The 20,219-nt window shown below is 61.3% G+C and carries 17 protein-coding genes; 9 read left to right on the top strand and 8 right to left on the bottom strand.

The annotated features are described in order from the left end of the window. Positions 1–71: 71 nt before the first annotated feature. Positions 72–899, bottom strand: coding sequence for a caspase family protein (locus KSW38_RS08000; protein WP_216924047.1), 828 nt, complete (start codon positions 897–899; stop codon positions 72–74). A 320-nt stretch (positions 900–1,219) separates the two neighbouring features. On the opposite strand from KSW38_RS08000, the gene KSW38_RS07995 reads away from it, so the two are divergent. From KSW38_RS07995 to KSW38_RS07980, 4 genes are all read left to right on the top strand, one after another. Then, positions 1,220–2,848, top strand: coding sequence for an ABC transporter substrate-binding protein (locus tag KSW38_RS07995; protein WP_216924046.1), 1,629 nt, complete (start codon positions 1,220–1,222; stop codon positions 2,846–2,848). A 125-nt stretch (positions 2,849–2,973) separates the two neighbouring features. Next, complete coding sequence (locus KSW38_RS07990; protein ID WP_216924045.1) at positions 2,974–4,065, top strand: ABC transporter permease; 1,092 nt, start codon at positions 2,974–2,976, stop codon at positions 4,063–4,065. 2 nt (positions 4,066–4,067) lie between these two features. Next, positions 4,068–5,060, top strand: a complete 993-nt coding sequence (locus tag KSW38_RS07985) for an ABC transporter permease (protein WP_216924044.1) — start codon at positions 4,068–4,070, stop codon at positions 5,058–5,060. After that, positions 5,057–6,763, top strand: coding sequence for an ABC transporter ATP-binding protein (locus KSW38_RS07980; protein ID WP_216924043.1), 1,707 nt, complete (start codon positions 5,057–5,059; stop codon positions 6,761–6,763). The genes KSW38_RS07985 and KSW38_RS07980 overlap by 4 nt, the downstream gene beginning before the upstream one ends. A 137-nt stretch (positions 6,764–6,900) precedes the next feature. Here the strand turns inward: KSW38_RS07980 and KSW38_RS07975 are convergent, their stop codons facing one another. Beyond that, positions 6,901–7,557, bottom strand: a complete 657-nt coding sequence (locus KSW38_RS07975; RefSeq protein ID WP_216924042.1) for an NADPH-dependent F420 reductase — start codon at positions 7,555–7,557, stop codon at positions 6,901–6,903. 128 nt (positions 7,558–7,685) lie between these two features. Here KSW38_RS07975 and KSW38_RS07970 point away from each other — a divergent pair, with 128 nt between their 5' ends. Then, a complete protein-coding gene (locus KSW38_RS07970) occupies positions 7,686–8,075 on the top strand; it encodes a chorismate mutase (protein WP_216924041.1) in 390 nt (129 codons plus the stop codon). Between the two features lie 4 nt (positions 8,076–8,079). After that, positions 8,080–9,111, top strand: a complete 1,032-nt coding sequence (locus KSW38_RS07965) for a uroporphyrinogen decarboxylase/cobalamine-independent methonine synthase family protein (protein ID WP_216924040.1) — start codon at positions 8,080–8,082, stop codon at positions 9,109–9,111. Positions 9,112–9,160: 49 nt separating this feature from the next. Here the strand turns inward: KSW38_RS07965 and KSW38_RS07960 are convergent, their stop codons facing one another. From KSW38_RS07960 to KSW38_RS07935, 6 genes are all read right to left on the bottom strand, one after another. Beyond that, complete coding sequence (locus KSW38_RS07960) at positions 9,161–9,886, bottom strand: DUF4166 domain-containing protein (RefSeq protein WP_216924039.1); 726 nt, start codon at positions 9,884–9,886, stop codon at positions 9,161–9,163. An 11-nt stretch (positions 9,887–9,897) separates the two neighbouring features. Continuing rightward, positions 9,898–11,190 carry a DUF58 domain-containing protein gene (locus KSW38_RS07955; protein WP_216924181.1) on the bottom strand — a complete coding sequence of 431 codons (1,293 nt, stop codon included), beginning with the start codon at positions 11,188–11,190 and terminating at the stop codon, positions 9,898–9,900. A 43-nt stretch (positions 11,191–11,233) separates the two neighbouring features. Continuing rightward, the gene (locus tag KSW38_RS07950) at positions 11,234–12,349 is read right to left on the bottom strand and encodes an AAA family ATPase (protein WP_216924038.1); all 1,116 of its coding nucleotides are present in this window, start codon (positions 12,347–12,349) and stop codon (positions 11,234–11,236) included. Further along, the gene (locus KSW38_RS07945) at positions 12,346–13,425 is read right to left on the bottom strand and encodes a DUF4350 domain-containing protein (protein WP_308169306.1); all 1,080 of its coding nucleotides are present in this window, start codon (positions 13,423–13,425) and stop codon (positions 12,346–12,348) included. The genes KSW38_RS07950 and KSW38_RS07945 overlap by 4 nt, the downstream gene beginning before the upstream one ends. A 110-nt stretch (positions 13,426–13,535) precedes the next feature. Next, positions 13,536–14,228, bottom strand: coding sequence for a DUF4129 domain-containing protein (locus KSW38_RS07940; RefSeq protein ID WP_216924036.1), 693 nt, complete (start codon positions 14,226–14,228; stop codon positions 13,536–13,538). Then, positions 14,225–15,490, bottom strand: a complete 1,266-nt coding sequence (locus KSW38_RS07935) for a DUF7847 domain-containing protein (protein WP_308169305.1) — start codon at positions 15,488–15,490, stop codon at positions 14,225–14,227. Before KSW38_RS07935 ends, KSW38_RS07940 begins: the two co-directional genes overlap by 4 nt. 233 nt (positions 15,491–15,723) lie before the next feature. Here KSW38_RS07935 and mtrA point away from each other — a divergent pair, with 233 nt between their 5' ends. From mtrA to KSW38_RS07920, 3 genes are all read left to right on the top strand, one after another. After that, positions 15,724–16,398: an MtrAB system response regulator MtrA gene (gene mtrA / locus KSW38_RS07930; protein ID WP_144649950.1), complete on the top strand. Its 675-nt coding sequence runs from the start codon at positions 15,724–15,726 to the stop codon at positions 16,396–16,398. 169 nt (positions 16,399–16,567) lie between these two features. Continuing rightward, positions 16,568–18,346 carry an MtrAB system histidine kinase MtrB gene (gene mtrB / locus KSW38_RS07925; protein WP_254186250.1) on the top strand — a complete coding sequence of 593 codons (1,779 nt, stop codon included), beginning with the start codon at positions 16,568–16,570 and terminating at the stop codon, positions 18,344–18,346. Beyond that, complete coding sequence (locus KSW38_RS07920; RefSeq protein ID WP_216924035.1) at positions 18,343–20,061, top strand: LpqB family beta-propeller domain-containing protein; 1,719 nt, start codon at positions 18,343–18,345, stop codon at positions 20,059–20,061. Before mtrB ends, KSW38_RS07920 begins: the two co-directional genes overlap by 4 nt. Positions 20,062–20,219: the final 158 nt, after the last annotated feature.

Here is a 20,219-nt window from a genome sequence, read left to right as displayed (position 1 = left end):
TACGGGGGAATAGGCCCGGCGGCATAGGCGCGGGCGATAGCTGATGCCCCGGGGGTGACGCCAACGGAAGGTTAGCTGCCCCAGGCAGCCTTGCGTGCCGCCGTCGTGCCTTCCAATTGGGCGATTTGATCAAAACCGCCGCCTTTGAGCGCTTTGCTCACCAGCTTCAGGACTTCCGCACGCACTGCTGTGCCGTTGCCCTGCAGGGCCTTGACGAAATGATAGGTGAAGGCTCCGTTGTAGCGGCCCTCGATCAGGGCGTCCGCAGCAGTCTGGTCAGATCGGCAGGCTGCCATCAGCACAGGCTTGGACAGTGTGGCTGATTTCACCAAATCGCGAAGGGTGCGGGCGTCGCTGAACTCGTTCGCGATCGCGGCCCGGGGTGTTGGGGCAGGCAGGAAACGCGGGCGTCTGCCCGGCAAGAGGTCCAGGGACTTCAGTCCAGTGCCGCTGTGGCAGGTGTCCAGGACGACGTCCATGAGGACACCCTCCGGCAGACGCCCGAAGAGCGTGGCCAACTCGTCGTCACTGATCACTGTCTCCGGGTCCCAGGAGTCGCCGGCGTTGTTGATGTCATAGCAGGCAAAGGCCTCGTCCAGCCGATCCACCTCATCGCCGCTGGTATCGGGTATCTGCGTGCCATGGCTGGAGAAGGTGAAGACAATATGGTTGGACGCTCCCTCCACCGCGCTGTCGACCAACTTGTTGAGTTCGGCCATTACGGACTTTTTGGTGGCCTTGGCATCCCTTAGGACCTTGATGCTGGAGGAAGCGAAACCGTACTGCGCCCCAAGGAGGGCGGCCAGGTCTTCAGCGTCATTAACGCAACCGTGAAGCCAGCTCGATTCGGGTAAATACTTGAACTTGTTGATCCCCACACAGAGGGCTGTCTTGCTCATGTTCCCGTCCTTAGGACTGGTCCTTGCACCAATTACCTCGGCGGCCCCCTGAACCGCCGCCTGGATGCTGTCCACGGCCGTGTTCTGCCTGTCCGTGATCCAGCGCTTATCAACTCGGAATAAAGATATTCCGGCGCTTCTTCAGGGGCAATGCCTTAGCGTCCCCTGGAAAACCTACTGGTTGGTAAATATTGTGTCTCGAATCACAAAATCAAGGGCCCCGGGGCGCGGAAGTCTGATTGAATCGTGGAATCAAGAGTGCGCTCCGTCACAAATATCCCACGGCGGTTCGCCTAATCCATCGAACAGAAGGTTCACAGATGGCACTGAAGAAGAAGGCCCTGCATGGCGTTATCGCGCTGGCGGGCGTTTCCGCCCTCGCTTTGACTGCATGCACGGGCCCCTCCGGCGGCGGTTCATCGTCCGCCCCGGCTGCCGGCGGCCCGATCGCCTACGGCACCACAGACAAAGTCACCGCATTGGACCCGGCAGGATCCTACGACAATGGTTCATTCATGGTGATGAACCAGATTTACTCGTTCCTGCTGAACTCCAAGCCAGGCGGTGCAGAACCGGTCCCGGACCTTGCGGAGTCGTCGTCGTTCACGGCACCTACCGAATACACCGTCAAGCTCAAGTCCGGTCTGAAATGGGCCAATGGACACACGCTGGATTCAAAGGATGTCAAGTTCTCCTTTGACCGCCAGGTCGCCATCAACGACCCCTCCGGCCCGGCGTCGTTGCTGGCCAACATTGTGAGCGTGACCACCCCGGATGCCAACACGGTGGTGTTCAAGTCGAAGCTGGCCAACGACCAGACCGTCCCGTTTATCCTCAGCAGCCCAGCTGCGCCGATTGTGGACGATGAAGTCTTCCCCGCGGACAAGGTCCTTCCTGACGACGAGATCATCAAGGCCAAAGCGTTCTACGGGCAGTACACGATCGATAGCTACAAGAAGAATGAACTGGTCAGCCTGAAGGCATTCCCCGACTACAAGGGTGTCCTTGGCAAGCCGGCCAATGACGCCGCCACGATCAAGTACTACGCCAGCCCTACGAACCTGAAGCTGGATATCCAGCAGGGCAACCTCGATGTGGCGTTCCGCAGCCTGAGTGCCACCGATGTTGACGACCTCAAGAAGGATTCCAAGGTCAAGGTTCTGGTCGGTCCAGGTGGCGAGATCCGCTACATCACGTTCAACTTCGACACCATGCCTTTCGGCACCAAGGCGCCGGGCGCAGATCCGGCAAAGGCCCTGGCGGTCCGGCAAGCAATAGCCAACCTTGTCGATCGCCAGGCGATTGCGGACCAGGTCTACAAGGGCACCTACCTGCCGCTGTACTCCAACGTTCCGAGCGGATTCCTGGGCGCCAACGAGTCGTTCAAGGATGCCTACGGCGACGCAGGAAAGCCAAGCCTCGACAAGGCCAAGAAGGTGCTGGCAGACGCCGGAATCACTGAAAAAGTGGCCCTGAACCTGCAGTACAACCCGGACCACTACGGTGGGTCGTCGGGTGACGAATACGCCATGGTCAAGGAGCAGCTGGAGAAGTCCGGGCTGTTCACGGTGAACCTGCAGTCCACCGAATGGGTCACGTATACCAAGGCCAGCCGCGCCGATGAGTACCCGCTGTTCCAATTCGGTTGGTTCCCGGACTTCAGTGACGCTGACAACTACTTGACGCCGTTCTTCCCCAAGGGCGGCTTCCTGAACAACCACTACAACAACGATGCTGTGAACGAGCTCATCAACAAGGAGCTTACAGAGGCAGACAAGTCGGCCCGTGAAACCGCCATCAAGGACGTCCAAAACGCCCTTGCGAAGGACATTTCCACACTGCCGCTGCTTCAGGGCGCACAGGTGGCGGTGGTCGGAAGTGGTGTCAACGGTGTCGACAAGACACTGGACGCTTCATTCAAGTTCCGCCTCGGGACTGTTTCCAAGTAACCACACCATGTGATGGAAAGGGGCGGGACACTGATCCGGTGTCCCGCCTCCTTTGCTGACCACGATCGTGGCCGGCATGCATGAGCCAATCCCGCGCAATCCACGGGCAGGAAATACAGGTAACAATGACAACACTTATAGAGGTACCCGAGGCCGAGCCCGGAATAGTAGCTCCCAAGAGCAAGTCCAAGGCCGGGGGAGGCCTTGGAAAATACATCGTGATCCGGTTCTTCCTGATCATCCCCACCGTCTTCATTCTGGTGACGCTGGTCTTCTTCTTGATGCGGGTCATTGGAGATCCCATCACAGCTGCCCAAGGCGGACGCCTCCCACCGGATGTACTGGCCCAGCGAATCCACGATGCCGGCTATGACCGCCCGGTTCTGATCCAGTACTTTGAATACCTCGGCCAACTCATCACCGGCAACTTTGGCTCGACGATCACTGATCGTCGACCAGTCGTGGAGGTACTCACTACCTTTGGTGCCGCAACGCTGGAGCTGTCGATCAACGCATTGATCGTGGCGCTCGCAGTCGGTATCCCGTTCGGACTCATCGCCGCCCAATACCGCGACAAGAGCTCCGACGCCGTCCTGCGGTTCTTCGCAATCCTCTGTTATGCCACCCCCGTGTTCTTCTCCGGCCTGCTTCTCAAACTGACATTTTCGGTGTGGCTCGGATGGTTCCCCGTAGCAGGACGCGCCTCCACCCGCACGGAACTGACCATGAGCACCTTGGGAGCGCCATCAGGCATCTACTGGCTGGATGCGCTCCGCAGCGGCAACTTCGCTGCTCTTGGAGATGTTGCATCCCACGCTGTCCTGCCGGCCGTGGCCCTTGGTTTGCTGACCGCAGGGGTCTTCCTGCGGCTGGTACGGACAAACGTCATTGGCACACTGGGAAAGGACTACATTGAGGCCGGCCGTTCCCGGGGCGTTAGTGAGTTCCGGCTGGTGACCAAACACGCCTACAAGCCTGCACTGATCCCCATCATCACTGTCATGGGCCTGCAAATTGCGCTCATGCTCGGCGGTGCCATCCTGACCGAGACAACCTTCGAGTGGAAGGGCCTGGGGTACCAGTTGGTGCAGTACCTGAATGCCCGTGACTTTGTGGCTGTCCAAGGCATTGTCGTGCTGCTGGCCATCATCGTCGCCGTGACCAACTTCATCGTGGACATCATTGCCGCGCTCATCGATCCCCGAGTGAGGTACTGACCATGAGCACTCCTTCACTGACTGCTCCCAAGCAGCCCCTCTTCTTCCGGCTTCCGGTGGTGTCCCACCTCAGGAAAAGCGTTGGCCTCCAGCGGGGCATGCTGGTGGTGGGCGTCGTTCTCAGCGGGTTGTTCCTGCTGACAAGCATTTTCGCCCCGCTTCTGGCCCCCTACGGCTACTCCCAACTCAGCGATGCGTCCGGTTCCTTCCCCACCCAGCAGGCACCGGGCGCCAAGCACCTCCTTGGCACCACTGTGGGCGGCTATGACGTCCTGTCCCGCGTCCTGTGGGGATCCCAGACGGCCGTGACCGTCATCATCGTGTCCGTGGCGATGTCACTTTTCCTCGGCGTCGCACTGGGCCTGCTCAGCGGCTACTTCGGCGGCTGGCTGGACAGGATCCTTGTAGTAGTAGCGGACGCCATCTATGCGTTCCCCACCCTGCTTTTGGCAATAGTCATCTCGATCGTGATCAGCCGTGGCCAGTCCAGTTTCTGGGGCGGTATTTTCTCCTGTGCGTTCTCGATCACCGTCGTGTTCGTGCCCCAATATTTCCGGGTCATCCGCGCCGAAACCATCCGGCTCAAGGCTGAGCCATTCGTCGAGTCGGCCAAGGTACTGGGTGCGTCCAGCCTGCGTATCATCGGACGGCACATCTTTAAAAACGCAACGCGGACCCTGCCCCTGATGTTCACGCTCAATGCCTCCGAAGCGATCCTTACGCTTGCAGGCCTTGGCTTCCTGGGCTTTGGCATCGAGCCAACATCCGCTGCGGAGTGGGGCTTTGACCTGAACAAGGCGCTTGCCGATACCTCTTCGGGTATCTGGTGGACGGGTGTCTTCCCTGGCATCGCAATCGTGCTGACAGTCCTGGGCCTGACGCTGGTTGGCGAAAGCATCAACGACCTCAACGATCCGCGGATCCGTGGCCGCAAGCGCGCAGGCGCCACGAAAACCCCTGCAACCCCTACACCTTCAGAGGCAGGTAAGCCATGACCACCAACCTCGGAAACATTTCCGACGCCGCGGCCCCCAGCGAACCCGTCCTCACCATTGACCGGCTCAAAGTCACCTTCGCCACGGACGGCGGGGACGTCTATGCCGTGAAGGATGTCAGCCTGGACGTCAAAGCCGGGGAAGTAGTGGCGATCGTGGGGGAGTCCGGCTCCGGCAAGACCGTGACGGCCAAGACCATCCTTGGGCTGCTTCCGGAAACCGCCATCAGTTCCGGCGCCGTGGTGATCAATGGAAGCAACGTGATCAGTGTCAGCAAATCCGCACTGCGAAGGATCCGAGGCCGCGACGTAGCGATGGTCTTCCAGGAACCCTCCACCGCTTTGAACCCTGTGTTCACGGTGGGCTGGCAAATTGCCGAAGGGATCCGTGCGCACGCCAAGGATGGCCACCGCGTTTCTGCAAAGCAAGCCAAGGAACGGGCCACGGAAGCCCTGCGAAAGGTGGGTATTCCGGACCCCGAAACCCGGGTCAACTACTACCCACACCAGTTTTCCGGCGGGCAAAAGCAGCGCGTGGTGATTGCCGCGGCATTGGCACTGAACCCGGGCCTGATTGTGGCCGATGAACCAACGACAGCCCTGGACGTGACGGTACAGGCGGAAATCCTGCAATTACTCCGTGACTTGCGGGATAACTACGGCACATCCATCGTCTTGATTACCCACAACATGGGCGTAGTGGCCGACCTCGCTGACCGCGTGGTGGTCATGTACCAAGGCGATGTGGTGGAGGAAGCGCCCTCGAGGGTGTTGTTCGCGGAGCCGAAGCAGGACTACACGAAAAAGCTCCTTGCAGCGGTCCCGCACCTGGGCCGGAACTCCGCCTCCGAAGGCGCCCGTGGCCGGTTGCATCAGGACGGCAAGGTCCTCGTCGAGGCGAAGAACCTCACCGTTGAGTACCCGGGCCGGTTTGGACGCCATGGCTTCAAAGCCGTGGACAACGTCACCTTTACGGTCTCGGAGAACGAGGTTTTTGGCTTGGTGGGCGAGTCCGGTTCCGGAAAGTCCACCATTGGCCGGGCAATCGCAGGCCTGAACAGGACAACGGGCGGCAGTCTCAAAGTCCTTGGCTACGAGATGCTGGACTTCAAGGAGCGCACTTTCCGTCCGCTGCGGAAGGAGATCGGCTTTGTTTTCCAGGACCCTGCCGCCTCCTTTAACCCGCATCTCACCATCGGCGAGTGCGTGGCTGAGCCGCTGATTATCCACACGAAGCCCAGCGCGGCTGAGGCGCGGAAAAAGGTAGGCGAGCTGCTCGAGTCGGTCCAGCTGCCGGCGTCGTATGCGCAACGCTACCCGCACGAGCTGTCCGGTGGACAGCGGCAGCGCGCCTCTCTTGCGAGGTCGTTGGCGCTCAACCCACGCCTGCTGATTGCCGACGAACCAACCTCCGCGCTGGACGTCTCAGTGCAGGCCAAGGTTCTGGACTTGTTCAAGGACATCCAGGAGCAGTTCGGCTTCGCGGCCCTTTTCATCAGCCACGACCTCGCGGTGGTGGACATGTTGTCGCACTGGGTTGGCGTGCTGTACAAGGGACAGTTGGTGGAGCAGGGCATCGGCAACCATGTGATGAGCTCGCCCCAGCACGACTACACCAAGCGGCTGATCGCTTCCTTGCCGGTTCCGGACCCAGACGAACAGGCGCGACGCCGGGAAGCCCACCGCGCGCTGTTGGGCGGCTAGTCCCAAAGGCCCGCACTGAGAAAGCCCGGCACTGAGTTAGCCCGGCGCTGAGAAAGTCCGGATGATGCACCGAAGGCCCGTTTCCCACGCTGGGGAGCGGGCCTTTAGTGTCTCCATTGCGGAGGGTGGTTCCTGAGCTATTCCGAGACGATAGCGATGTTGAACATCTTTCCCTTCGGCTGCTGCATGAAGATCCTTAGCCATAAGGGCAGCCACATTTCCATGCCACGGGCAGCGTCGAGTCCGCCAAGGTCCCTGATGTGCTCGGGCGCCCAACCAAACTCCTGCAGCAGGCCTGACACTGTGGACTTGGCATCCGCGTCGTTTCCCGCCATGAACATGTCATGTGGGCCCGGAAGCCGCCCAGGATCCACCATCACGGGGGCGCTGACTGTATTAAGGGATTTCACTACCCGAAGCTCGGGGTAGGTCCGTTGAATGGTCTCGGCGATGCTGTCGGTGTTGCAGACTGTGAGCGATGGCGGGAAGCCGCTGGATCCATCCAGGGCATTAGCTACGTCCAAGATGATTTTGCCGTTCAGGGTGGCCTCGCCGGCTTCAGCGAGGACGGCCAGGCTCACAGTACCGGGTGTGGCATTCACGATCAGCTCGGACTCTGCGCACGCTTGCGCGAAAGAGCCGGCACGGGCGCGTGGACCAGCTTGTCGGGCCCACTCTTCGCCCTTGGGATTGCCGGATTCGCGGGAACCCATGATGACCTCGTGGCCCAACGACACCAGCTTGCCAGCCAGGGCGTGCCCCACCATTCCTGTTCCCAGGACAGCGATTTTCATGGAAGCTCCCTTGGTCGAGTGCAGTGATGCTGCCATTCTGCACCGATTCCCGCGGCAGGAACACTGCTTACGGGATGCCGTCAGGTAACACCGGCAACGCTACCGCCGCACCCCATAGACTGGGGAACATGACCGAGCAGAACAATGCCCTCCCCGAAGACCACGATTCCTTCAACCCGTCAGCGAGCTCCCTCGCGGGCCAGGTGGATCGCGGCGTCATGGATGAGCTGCTCTCCATCCGGTCCAGCATCGACAACATCGATGCCACACTCGTTTTCCTGCTCGCGGAACGCTTCAAGGCCACCCAGAAAGTAGGGGTCCTCAAGGCCACGCACAAGCTTCCCGCTGGCGACCCCGGACGGGAAGCAGCCCAGATCGCCCGGCTTCGCCGCCTGGCCGAGGACGCGCATCTTGACCCCGCATTTGCCGAGAAGTTCCTGAATTTCATCATCAGTGAAGTGATCCGCCATCATGAGGCCATCGCAGAGGATCACCAGATCTCCAGCCAGCAGGCCTGAAAGTATGTCGGGTGAAGTGCAACGGGTCAGCGCGACGGCTCTTGGCCCATGGCCAGGGACTGACCCTGCAGAATCCCTGCGGATCGTCCGGGGCGAATTGGGGGACCCCCACCTTCCGTTCCTGCCCGAACTGCCGGACCGTGGTGTCGGATCCGATGCCGTAGGCAGGACAGCATCGCTGCTGGTGGACTTGGCCGTGGACGTTCAACCCCACGGTTGGAGATTGGTGGACCGGCCGGGAAAGGACGCCCAGCGGGCACGGTCTGCGCTTGCGACTGACATTAACATCCTGGCTGATGTCGCTGGAACGGAAGAAGTTTCAGCCAGCGGGATCAAGGTCCAACTGATGGGCCCCCTGAGCCTCGCAGCCGGTTTGTACCTCCACAACGGCGAAAGAGCCCTCCTCGATTTTGGGGCACGCCGTGACATTGCAGAGTCACTGGCAGCCGGAGTCGCAGAACACCTTCAGCGGATCTCGGGAGCGGTGCCCGGAGCGGGCGTTGTGGTCCAGTTGGACGAGCCGGATATTGCTGCAGTGATGGGCGGAACAATCCCGACGGCGAGTGGTTACCGGACTCTGCGGTCCATCCCCGGCGAGGAAGTTGCGGGAGCCTGGCGGTTGGTGATCGAGGCGCTCAGGGCAGCGGGCGCCGTCGAAATTGTGGTGGCCGTACCGGAGATCGAGGCCCCGATTGATCGCATACTCGATGCGGGCGCCGATGGCGTTGCTGTTCCCCTGAAGGCGTTGACTACCCGCCAGTGGGAGCACCTTGCCGGAGCAGTGGAAAAGGGCAAACGCGTGTGGGCCGGTGCGATGCCCACAGCGGATGCTGATGCCATGCTTCCGCGGACCGCGGACATTGTGGAAAGCATTTGGCGGCCTTGGAGCCAACTGGGCCTCCCGGCGTCTGCCTTGCCGGCACTGCGCCTAACGCCGGCGACGGGACTCGCCCACGTGAAGCCCTCCACAGCGAAGGAAGTCCTTGCCCGACTCACCCAAGTGGCCGATGGCCTTGATCAGCTGTCACAGGGTTGATCGGGCTGTCACAGGTTGATTGGCCTGTCGCAGGGATGATTGGCGAGGGCTAGATCCTCTTTTCCCAGCGATCCGGTTCTGCATAGCGCGGGAGCGATGTGCCCTGGGCAGCCCCGGCCAAGTAAGGCGCCAACCGGTAATCGAAGCGGCCGGCATAGACAAGCACTACGCCGATCTGGGGTTGGATGACCTTGACCTGGATCCGGTGCTTGCCCTCGTTCTCGTCCCACCATTGCTCCGCAAAGGCCTTTGCGTCCAAGGCTGCCGGCAACGGAATGCGCAATGGACCCAGGAAGAGCCGGCTGGCTTTCGACACACCTCGTAGCCGGCCGTTGGGCATGGCAGTTACGTCAAGGTCCGTGACGAGGCGACGGTAACGGCCAACATGGTCCACCAACCGGACCGGTGCGGGCGTGACGGAGCCGGTCTGCGGCGTGGTGATAGCGCTCGTGGTGTCGTGGAACAACCGCGTCCCGGAGGGGAAGTAGATTTCACGCCGTGCCGTGAGGGCTTGCCGGCCAAAGGGATCCACGTGGGCATGGTTCTCAATACGGAACGGTATGCCTTCGCCGTATTCAGGGAAGAAGGCCTCTTCGCTTCCCGTCAGGGCCAGCAAAGGACGCAACCATTTTTGCTGGCACCCTACAACGTCAAAGACCCCCTCACCAATTCCATATGACCCGGAGCCTGCCGCCAGGGAGAAGTACTCCTGGAGTTCGGGTGCCAACTTGGTGAAATCATTGCCCAGGGCGAGCTGGTAGATAGGTTCGTTCATTGGAGTCCTTCCTAGAGCCGCCCGGCCGCTTTAAGCCGGATGTAGGTGTCAGCAAGCAAGGGAGGGACTTCAGAGGGTTCGGCGTCCACCACTTCAGCCCCGAGTTGCCGCAATTGTTCTGTGACGGCAGCGCGTTCCAGCAGGGCGCGCTCCGCGGCTGCGGCACGGAAAACCTGGCTGGCGGTGGAACGTCCGGCTTTCATTACTGCCAGCAAGGGGTCCCGGACAGATGCGACTACCACTACGTGCTGGCGGACCAGCTGGGCCACCATGGGGAGAAGGCCTTCCTCGGGGGCGCCGCCGTCGAGGGCTGTCAAAAGCACCACCAGCGAGCGGTGCGCCGATACGGCCCGTACCTGGCCTGGGATCTGCTGCCAGTCCAGTTCTATGAGTTCGGCCTCCAACGTCGCCATGGCTTGAACGAGTTGGGCCAGGAGGTTGCCTTTCGAAGCAGATTCGACCCTCGCGCGGAGCATCCGGTCGTAGGCGAGGAAGTCAACCCGATCCCCGCCCCGTTCCGCTAGAACCGCGAGCAGCAGCGCAGCCTCAATCCCGGTATCGAGCCTCGGCTCGTCGTCAATCCTGGCCGCTGCGGTTCGGGATGTGTCCAGAACGATCACAACCCGCCTGTCCCGTTCCGGACGCCAGGTCCGCACCACCACAGATGTGCGACGGGCGGTTGCACGCCAGTCAATGGATCGGACGTCATCGCCGCGAACGTAGTCCCGCAGGGAATCGAACTCCGTTCCCGCGCCCCGGATCTGCACAGCCGCCCTGCCATCAAGTTCGCGCAGCTTGCGAAGTTTCGATGGCAGATGCCGTTTGGAATGGAAAGGCGGCAGCACTCGAAGGCGGGCGGGAAGTGTCCTCGTCCGCTGCCGTGCGGCCAGCCGCAAGGGTCCATACGAACGGATCGTCACATGTGGGCTCTCAAGATCGCCGCGACGCCGTGGCATCAGGGATACCGTCACGCGGCGACGTTCGCCGGGTGGAACGTCAAGCGCCTGGGCTGGGTTTAGGGCTCCAGCGGAGGGTTGCCAACCATCCCGGACCATCGCCCGCAGCTTTCGGCGGCCCAGGTTGGTCACAGTGAGGACGGAATCAACATGACTCTCCAAAGTGACGTTGCCCGGTTGCTGGCGTGCCAAGCCCAGCTTGGCTGGGGAAGCCGCCAGGATAAGGTCAAGGGCCAGGAACAGCAGCAGTCCGATAACGATGAACAGCACCGTGCTCCAGGCCGGAAACAGCAGCAACGGAACCAGCCCGGCAACTGCCAGCAACACAAAACGACCCGTGATGGCCATCAGGGCACTCTTGCCATTGCTGTCATCTGCATCACCGGCAGAATCAACGAGGCACCGGAACGGACGCGAGGATGCTTCCGAGCACGTCGTCAACGTGGATGCCATCCATCTGGGCCTCAGGACGCAGGCCTACCCGGTGCCTGAGGCAAGGCAACGATAAGGCTTTGACGTCGTCCGGTGTCACGAAGGGCCGCCCGGACAGCCAGGCCCATGCCTTCGAAGTGTTCAGGAGGGCAGTAGCGCCGCGAGGAGAGACGCCCAGTTGGAAGGACGGGGCTGACCTGGTTGCCCGGACTACGTCCACAATGTAGGCCAGGATTTCCGGTGCGACGGCCACTTGCGCCACAGCCGCACGAGCGTTGGAAAGCTCGACGGCGCCAGCCACCGCCCGCACGCCTGCCGCAGCGAGGTTTCGGGGGTCGAAGCCACCGGCGTGCCGGCGGATCACTTCGATTTCCTCGGCTCTGCCTGGCAAGGGCATGGTCAGCTTGAGGAGGAACCTGTCCAATTGGGCCTCGGGCAGGGGGTAGGTTCCTTCGTATTCCACGGGATTCTGGGTGGCTGCCACGATGAATGGGGCAGGGAGCGGCCGCGATACGCCATCCACGGAAACCTGGCGTTCCTCCATGGCTTCCAGGAGCGAGGCCTGCGTCTTGGGCGGCGTTCGGTTTATTTCATCGGCCAGCAGGATGTTAGTGAAAACCGGCCCTTCCCGGAAAGTGAATTCCGATGAATGCGAGTCGTACACCAAGGAGCCCGTGACGTCACCGGGCATGAGGTCCGGGGTGAACTGTACGCGCTTGGTTTCCAGGCTCAGGGCAGTGGACAACGCCCGGACCAACAGGGTCTTCGCGACGCCGGGCACGCCTTCCAGCAGGACATGGCCGCCGCAAAGAAGGGCGATCAGCATGCCCGTAACTGTGGGATCCTGCCCGACCACAGCCTTCCCAACCTCGTTCCGGACGTTCAGCAGGGACTGTCGGGCAGGATCCTCCGTACCGCTGCGGTGGCCGCCCTGTTGTGGTCCATTTAGCTGTGTTCCATTTACCTCTGCTCCATGCACATGCGGATCGCCTGCGTGCGCCTGGTTTACCTGGTGGGCCGCGCCACCGGAGTATTGGTTGGTGCTGTCCGTGTAGTTGTTCGGCTGGTTGCTCATCGGGCCGTCGCCTCCTGTTCGATTCGTTCGATCTGTTGTGCCCACTGCACCAGTTGTCCTTCTGTCTGCGGCTTGGAATCAATGAGCGCCCACCGGACCGCGGGGGACTGCCGTCCAAGGCGCCGGGCCACGGCGTCGATGATGGCCTCCGCGGTGGCGTCCGTCCCCAGATTGAAATGCTTGGCCAACCGGGCGAGGGTTCCTGCCCGTAGATTGTCGGCTGCGCGTTCCACGGCACGTGAATCCTGATATAGACGTGCACGCCCTTCGGCTGTTTCTGCGGCCTTAACCACCACGGGAAGCGGTTCAAAGACCAACGGTCCCAAACGTCGTCCGCGCCAGAGGATGGCAAGGATAGCTATGACGGCCAGCCATGGACCCGCAAACGCCACCCACGGCGGTGCAAGCTGGTTGAGCGTCGGGGTGGATCTATCGGACGCTACATCCGCGAGGCCTGGTGTGTACCAGACCAAGTTGGGGGCGCTTCCCAAGGTCCGCGTCGCCAATGCGGCGTTACCAGCGGCCGCGAGGTGTTGGTTTTCCAGCAACTCGGTGCTCCCCAAAACAACGAAATGCCCATCTGCCGAGGACACGTAGAGTCCTGGTCCATCACTGCGGGTGGCGTAGCAAACTACGGGCCCCAGGTACACCGGTCCTTGTGCGGCAACGGGTCCCGCCTGCTCGGCGTCTTCCTGGCCGCAGCCCGGTTCAAGGTTTTTTGTCGCTTCGGGAACCACCCCGCCGGGACGGAAGTCCGGATCGAGGCCGTTCAACGTGCGTAGGCGCGGTGCGACCACCACCACCCGCCCGGCTGCAGCCCTCACATCCTGCAACTGCGATCTGTCCAGGAAACCGCGGGGGTCATACAGCAGCACGGTGGAGTCGTCGTCGGAAAGTGCGGCCAGGGTGTCTTCGAGGGTATCGGTGGGAGTTATGCCCACACCGTGGCGCCCCAGTATTTCGGCCAAGGCCATGGCCCCGTCGGGAGCGGGATTACGGGTAGATAAGGACCGTGAATCCTTGGGTGCCGAGAACCGCTCCACTACCAGGAACGTCACGAATGCGGCAAACACCACCCCCAGCGCAATCCAAACCAAGTGCCTGCGGAACCAACTCCACAATGCGCTGACCCGCCGATGAGGAGGAGTTCCTCCCTGTAAAGCTTCTGGCACCTGTTCCTTGAGGGTCATCGCGGCACCGCGAATCCCTGCTGCTCCTGGTCACTGAAGTCAGGTGTCAGGGCAAGGAGGTCCATATCCAGCTTGCGCAATTCGTCATAGTCCGAGCGTGTTGCCGCCTGTTCTCCATAGCGGACCGCATCAAACAGGCGGGCGGCATCGACCAGTCGGTGTTGAGCAGGGGTGAAGGCCAGGCCCAAGTGGCCTGCGGCCTCATCGGCCGTCCGCCCGGCCCGCGCTTCAATGACATCCCGTTCCTCCGCGGAACGCACCAAGGCCCGAAACTGATCGACGACGGCGGTAGGCCAGTCGCCGTCGTCGGCTGCGGCAAGAGCGCGCTTCCGGTACGTCGCAGCATCCACAGCCGCGTCCCTGCCGTACATGCCGCTAACGGAGGTCTTTCTCTTGGCATTCAGCCTGGGCCGGACAACGAAGATAGCCACCACAATGAGCACCACAGCCAAGGCGATGATGACGGGAACAGCGAAGTTGCTTTCCGGGGAAGTTCCGTCCCCTTCCAGGGAGTTGAGCCAGTCCAGGAAATCCCGCCAAAGCTGGTCCAGCCAACTGGGTCGGGCTTGGGCATACTGCGCCTTGGATAGTTCCTCCTCCGCCCAACGACGTGCTTCCGCACCGTCAGGCGTCACCGGCGGCTCCATGCCGGCCAAAGCGGTAATGGAATGGCCTAATGTTTCCCTCATGCCTGCGGCCAGAGGCCAGGAGGAGTGCCTGGCGAGTGGCCCGCGCCCGGGGGCCACGTGTTGACGTGTACCTGTTGTGGGGGACCACCCGGAATTCCGTCCGGATCTGCACCGCTTTCCATCAGCCGCATCAACTCCACGTCCAGCCCATCCCGGCGCATTCGAAGGTCCATATAGATGAGCGCGGACACGGATGTTTGGAAAGCGAACGTCACAGACCCCACCAAAGCCCCAATGATCATCGAGATCACGGTGGTGAGGATCAGAGTGGAGGCCACTGTTTCGGCGTCCGGGTGGGGGGAGACTACCGATCCAATGGCGGTCGCGGCGAGAGAAGCTGGAATCTGCACTATCTGGGCGATGATTCCCACCATGATGCTCACCAACAGGGTTATGCCAAAGATCCGCCACCAATTGCTCTTGGTCAACTGCCAGGATCGCAAGAGTCCGTCATAGACGCCGATCCGCTCCACGACGATGGCGGCGGGAGCAAACATGAGCTTCAGCCCAATCCAGACAAAGACAATGATGGCCCCGAAACCCAGGGGGATGACAATCAACAAGGCAGCCGGTCCCAAGGCCGTGAACAACAGCACAGCAATCCCGACGACGGCGGCTGCGGCCAGCAGTCCACCGATAGTGAGGAGGGCTGCTACCCCCAGGAGAGGCAGGATCCGCCCGGCGGCCAGCTTCCACATTTGCCCGAAGCCTGTTCGTCGGTTCAGGACAGAACGGGAAACCGGAATGACCATGACGCCTTGGAGAACGGCGCCGAGAAAGCCGATTAGCACGGAGACTCCCACCGAACCCGCCATGACGGCCAGGAACGGGCCGAAGAATCCAGCCGCGTCCTCACTGAAATCCGTCGATTCCAACGAATCCATGAGCTCGTACATGGCAACGGTCACAACGCCCAGGAGGGCTGCGGCAATGGCCTGGACGATCAGGGCTGAACCAAACATGGAGGCGGCATTCCGGCGTATGGTCTGGAAGGAGCCGTCGAGCAGCTCTCCGAATTGCAGGGGTCGTAGGGGAATGACACCGGGCTTGGGTGGGGCAACATACATGGGTTGGCCATAGGGTGGTCCGCCGGGCGCAGCCGAAGGCCATACACCCGCTGGTCCTCCCGGAGGGTAGCCGGGCCAGTTGTTGCCGCCGCCCTGAGGGGCTGCCCACGCGGGCGGACCGCCCCACTGGGGCTGGTTGCCCCACGCAGGCTGACCGCCTGGATATGGCTGCTGGCCGTGCTCTGGTTGTGACACGATTTCCTCCCCAAGAGATCCGGCCCGCCGACATCCGACGTCCCCCACATGGACCTTCGCCCCAAGCCTATAGTCCCGGTGTCCTCCCTCATAGCCTGAGCCCATACTGCCCGGACCGCAGGTCTACGTCGAGCAAATCGCGGCCGTACAGTACGGTGGAAGTGCCCTGGGGGACGCCATGCCGTGCGCCCGCCCAACAGGACAAAGGCTTGGCGATAAGGGAATATATAACTATGAAGGCACGCATTCTGGTAGTTGACGACGACGAAGCGCTCGCAGAGATGATTGGTATTGTCCTGCGCAATGATGGCTTCGAGCCCGTATTCTGCGCAGACGGCGGCCAGGCTCTTGAAGTGTTCCGTTCGTCCAAACCCGATTTGGTGCTCTTGGATCTCATGCTGCCGGGTTCGGACGGCATTGAAGTTTGCAGGCAGATTCGTGGAGAATCGGACGTTCCCATCGTCATGCTGACGGCGAAATCGGACACCTCGGATGTTGTCCGCGGGCTTGAGTCCGGTGCTGACGACTACGTGCCCAAGCCTTTCAAACCCGCTGAGCTCGTGGCGCGGGTCCGTGCGCGCCTTCGGCCGGGCGAACAAAAGGCTCCGGAAACCCTGCGGATTGCTGACGTAACCATCGACGTCGCAGGGCACCTCGTCACCCGCGGTGGAGAGCGTATCTCGCTCACACCGTTGGAGTTCGACCTCCTGGTGGCATTGGCCCGCAAGCCGTGGCAGGTCTTTACACGCGAACTTTTGCTTGAACAGGTGTGGGGATACCGCCATGCCGCGGACACCCGGTTGGTCAACGTCCATGTTCAGCGTTTGCGCTCCAAGATTGAACGGGATCCGGAAGCGCCCGAAGTTGTATTGACGGTGCGTGGTGTCGGGTATAAAGCAGGTTCCTGAGTCTCCCGCCGGCAAGACCGGCACCACGGGCAAGGACCAGAGTCCGAACAGTCCGGAGCAGCGCGCCCAGGAGAAGACGACATCCTTGGAGCAGACCGCGGAGACTTCGGCGTCCGGGAATTCACCCTCTACTCCCAGCGATCCACTACCAAGGAACCTTCCCTGGCTGATGTGGCGCGCCCGGATATGGACTCGACGTGGCCTAATTCTGGTTCTGAGGGTTTCCCGCCTCGTCTCGATCGGTGTCCGGCAGATACGGCCGGGTCTTCGCTTCCTCTGGCGTTCTTTGCTGAGGCGATGGCGGCGGTCATTGGAGTTCAGGACCGTGCTGACCACGCTCCTGCTTGCCGTAACGTCTTTTGCGATCGTCGGTGCGTACCTTTCCAACCAGATCGCCAACAACCTTTTCCAGGAGAGGCTGGCCCAAGCGGAGTCGGAGTCCCGCTACAACGTAAAACAGGTTCAGGACACCTTCGACGGCGCACAGGTTACTGATCAATCAAGCGTCATCACGTTGGTCTACGACACGTTAACCGCGGTAGAGGGCCGGGGCTCGGTGATCCAGCGGCGCTACGTCTTTGAAGCCGTCCCGGAACAGACCAAACCCCGTAACCGCTGGGTGGAGTCGCGAGCCTCGGACCAGCTCACCGTCCGCGTCATCCCGCCGGAATTGCGAAAGGCTGTCCAGGACGGCGGGAAGCAACAGTTCTGGGCCTCCATGCAGTTCCCTGTTGGAAACGAGGACCGCCCCGGTATTGCTGTCGGAAACAAAGTCACCTTTAACGGCACTGCCTATGAGTTGTATTTGATCTATGACCTGAACACTGCACAGAAGACCCTGGACGAAATCCAGAACGTGCTGTGGGCCGGTGGTGCGGCGCTCGTGCTCATGATTGGTGCCATCGCATGGTACGTCACGCGCAATGTGGTCAGCCCTGTGAGCCATGCTGCCGTGGTGTCGGAAAAGCTGGCGGCGGGCCAACTCCAAGAGCGCATGGTGGTCAAGGGTGAGGATGAGGTTGCCAGGCTTGGTGCTTCGTTCAACCATATGGCGGCCAGCCTGCAGGAACAGATCACCCAGTTGGCCACGCTGTCCCAAATGCAGCAAAGGTTCGTCTCGGATGTCTCGCACGAACTTCGCACCCCATTGACGACCGTTCGCATGGCCGCGGAGGTCCTTTACGACGCCCGTGAAGACTTCGATCCTATGAACAAACGCTCGGCCGAACTCCTCTATCACCAAGTGGAACGGTTCCAGTCCTTGTTGTCTGACCTGCTGGAAATTTCGCGCTTCGATGCCGGTGCTGCCGTCTTGGACGCCGAACCCCAGGACATATTCCAAGTGATCTCGCACGTCATGGAGGGCGCAGCACCCGTAGCCTCCGAATACGGTTCTGAGGTCCGCCTGAACGCCCGTCAGAAGAGCATCATTGTCGAAATGGACTCGCGCAGGATCGACCGGATCCTGAGGAACCTGCTCCTCAATGCCCTTGAGCACGGCGAGGGAAAGCCGATCCACATTTCTGTGGCAGCAAACCACGACGCCGTGGCTGTGGCCGTGCGGGACCACGGCATTGGAATGAGCCAAGCGGAAGCTGCCAGGGTCTTCGACCGCTTCTGGCGGGCTGACCCGGCACGCGCCCGAACTACTGGTGGAAGCGGACTGGGATTGTCCATCGCCGCCGAAGACACCAAGCTCCACAACGGCTGGCTTCAAGCATGGGGTCGCAAAGGGGCGGGCTCAAACTTCAGGTTGACATTGCCGCTCAAGCAAGGTGGAACCATCCTCAAGTCGCCCCTGCAGTTGGAACCTGCGGACATCGACTTGCCCGGAGCCCGTAGCGAACGCCAGATGCTTGTCCTGGGTACGGGTTTTGGCACCACAGACGGCAAATCCGACGTCGGAACACCTCCTTCGGGTGACGAGGGAAAGGGCGGTGCATCATGAGGTTCCTTTGCACCGGACGCAGGCGGGCCTTCGTTGCCGCGTTGGCGGCGCTGATGGTCTTGCTGGCCTCGTGCGCCCAGATTCCCCGGTCCGGTCCAGTGGGAAAGAGCCAGGATGAGGGAGCAGGAAACCCCAACGCCCCTGTATTCTTCCCCGCAGCACCGCGTGCAGGCTCCACACCGGAAGCCGTCATTGAGGATTTCTATATGGCTGGCAGCGGCTATGAGGACGACTATCCCGTAGCGCGGCAATATTTGACCCAAGCCCAAGCCGTAACGTGGAAGCCGGATAAGCGGGCCATCGTTTTCCGCGGAGCCCACGTGGTCAAGACGGCCGTGGAGAATGAGTACCTCTACGAGGTGGACCTTGCCTACACAGTGGATGCGGACGGAATAGCGACGCAGTTCCCACCGGGGACCAAGGAGACCATCCCAGTCTCGCTGGAGAAAGTGGAGGGGGAGTGGCGGATCTCCAAGGTTCCGGATGGTACTGCGATTCCGGAAGAGACGTTCAAAGTCATTTACGGCGCTTTTCCGATCTACTTCTATGATCCGACGTTCACGTATGCGGTGCCGGACTACCGATGGTTCATCAAGAAGAAGACTGTTAAGTCCATGACCAGCGCCCTGCTTGCCGGGCCTGCGCCGTATTTGCGTGGGGCGGTGGTAAGCGCCTTTCCCTCCGGAATGAAGTTGGCCCGGGAATCTGTCCCCGTCGTTTCAGGCGCAGCCCAGGTGGATTTGTCGGCCAAGGAACTGTTCGATGCATCGGCAGAAGACCGCCAACGCATGCAGAACCAGCTGGCGTTAACCTTCAGGGGGCAACCGGACGTCATCAACGTCCAGCTTCGCGCAGACCAGGACCTGGTCCGCGTCGAGGACAATGGGACAGTTCTTCCGCCGGTTGTGGACAAGAATGTGCCTGCCCGCCAGATTGCCGTCAGTAACGGCGACTTGGTCCGCTATGAGAACAATCGCGTTTCGCCATTGCCTGACATTCAGTCGGTTGCGGGGCTCGGCCCCCATTCGCCCGCCGAGTCGCCGGTATCCCAAACCGTTGCCTTCCTCAACGGCGACAAAACCACGTTGTACTCCATTGAGCCTGGTCAACCGGCCCGGCAACTGACCACCCGAAGCACTTTGGCCGGTCCTTCGTTCAGCCCTCATGATTGGGTTTGGACGGCGGGACCAGGCGCCAGCGGGAATACTGAGGTTGTGGCTTTCAAGCCCACTGGCGTTGCCCCTGGCATGGCTGTGCCCACCGCGACCATATCTCCCACGTGGCTTTCCGGGCGGACTATCAAGGATTTCCGCATCTCACGCGAAGGTACCCGGGCGCTGGTGATATCCGAAGCTAACGGTAAATCAGTGGTTCAGGTTACGGGCATCGTCCGGAATGCAGACGGCGCGCCGAAGGATCTTACGACTCCGATCACTCTTTTCACTTCCACCTCGCCTGACCAGGGAGTGTGGGTCAACGGATCCACCGTTGCCGTAATGGCCAGTTCGGCAACGGCTACCGTGGTTCCGGAGTTGCTCTCGCTGACCTCGGGGGAGCCGCAGCAACTGGCGCCGTGGGACGGCCTCATGAGTCTGAGCGCAGGTAACGGGGCAGAACAGATCTACGGCCAGTCCACGGCGGGAATCTTTCAACGAGTCGGAAATGGTTGGGAACTTCAGCTCAAGGGCCCTACGGAGCCGGCCTTCCCGGGCTGACCGGGAGCCAGGCACCCTGGAGGCGTCGCCCCCAAGACCGTGGTTGTTCACATAGCAGGCTGCTGGGCTGTTACCGGACCAAAAAGTGGCTAAGGCTACCAGCATGAATGATTTCGTGATCAACCTCCCGTTTGCCGTCAACGGTCCTCGATCTGCCC

It is taken from the genome of Paenarthrobacter aromaticivorans (assembly GCF_019038615.1).
Classification (GTDB): Bacteria; Actinomycetota; Actinomycetes; order Actinomycetales; family Micrococcaceae; genus Arthrobacter; species Arthrobacter aromaticivorans.
The sequence above is the reverse complement of the archived record's forward strand: the minus strand, read 5'-3'. Positions and strand labels throughout refer to the sequence as shown.